Raw genomic sequence first — 1,755 nt, 5'->3', positions numbered from 1 at the left:
ACAATACTTTTGGAATCCTGTGTTAACACAAATAGATGGGAACGGAGAACCGATTTCTCAATTGATTAGCCAATCCAAACCAAAAGATATCATTACTCATTATCAGTATGATCAGCTTGGTAGACAGGCCAAAGAATACCTGCCGTATGGATCGGATCAGACGCAGAACGGAGCAATCTATACAAATCCGTTAACGGAATTGAATAGTTTTTATAATATCGCTAAATATCAAAATACTACCAATCCATATTCAGAAACGATTTTTGAGGAATCTCCACTAAATAGACCTCTAAAACAAGCAGCGCCAGGATTAGATTGGATAGCTAAAGCTACCGGAGAGGATCATACCATTAAACTAGATAGAAGAGCGAATAAAAGTAGTGATGCAATAGTATACTTTAAAGTAAACTTTACAAATAATAATACCGAAGCACCTTCTTTGGTCAAAGTCAGTAATTACCCCGAAAATGAACTCTTTATAAATATCACCAAAGATGAAAACTGGAAAAGTAGTGATGGTAATAATCATATTACCCAAGAATTTACTGATAAATCAGGAAAAGTTGTTCTAAAGAGAACTTTTAATAATAATGTTGCACATGACACTTATTATGTATATGATATTTTTGGGAATCTTACCTATGTAATCCCTCCAAAAGTTACGGTAAGTAATGGAGTATCTACTACAGAATTAAATGAATTGGGATACCAATATAAATACGATCGCAGAAACCGATTGGTAGAAAAGAAAATCCCTGGCAAAGGATGGGAGTATATCGTTTATAACAAACTGGATCAACCAGTGATGACACAAGATGCAAATCAAAGAGTAAAATCCCCGAAAGAATGGTTGTTTACTAAGTACGATGCCTTGGGTAGAGTTGCATATACAGGAATTATAAAAAATGATCAAAATCGTTTAACAATACAAAGTTCAGCAAATAATAATACGAGCTATACCCAGTATGAGACCAAGCAAAGCAGTAGTAGAACAATAGCAGGGACACCTATATATTATACGAATAATACTATTCCTGGATTTATAGATAAAATCTTAACCATCAACTATTATGACAACTATACCTTCGATAGAGATGGAATGAATAAGCCTACCACTGTTAATGGCATAGCTACTAATAATAATGTAAAGAGCTTACCAACAGGATCCAAAGTGCGCGTATTAGGAACCAATAGTTGGATTACAACAGTAACAGCTTATGATACTAAAGGACAAATAATCTGGACAGGAAGTCGTAATGATTATCTGGACACTACCGATAAAGTAGAAATGCAATTGGATTTTACGGGTAAACCTAAGGTGGTAAAAACCACCCATACCAAAGGCAGTAACGCAGCTATTGTAACTACAGAAACCTTTACCTATGATCATATGGGGCGATTGTTAACCCAAAAGCAAAAAATCAATAACCAGGCGGAAGAGTTGATTGTTCATAATACCTATGATGACTTAGGACAGTTAGCAAGCAAAAAAGTAGGGAATGCAGAACAGGCACCCCTGCAAACAGTAGATTATAAGTATAACGTACGTGGATGGCTGACTGATATTAACGATGTGGACAACATAGGGGATGATTTGTTTACCTTTAAAATCAATTATGATACCGTAGAAGGATATTATAATGTACCAGAACTTTATAACGGAAATATCTCACAAACTATATGGAAAACCGCTAACGATAATGTAAAAAGATCTTATTCTTATCAGTATGATGATTTAAATAGAATTACCAGAGC

The 1,755-nt window shown here is 34.8% G+C and carries 1 protein-coding gene; it reads left to right on the top strand.

The window, feature by feature from the left end; translation table 11 throughout:
* On the top strand, positions 1–1,755 hold a 1,755-nt coding region (locus tag Q0910_RS28465), incomplete at both ends, for a DUF6443 domain-containing protein (protein ID WP_299224215.1).

Origin of the sequence: uncultured Aquimarina sp., assembly GCF_947495315.1 — a bacterium.
Taxonomy (GTDB): Bacteria; Bacteroidota; Bacteroidia; order Flavobacteriales; family Flavobacteriaceae; genus Aquimarina.
The sequence above is the reverse complement of the archived record's forward strand: the minus strand, read 5'-3'. Positions and strand labels throughout refer to the sequence as shown.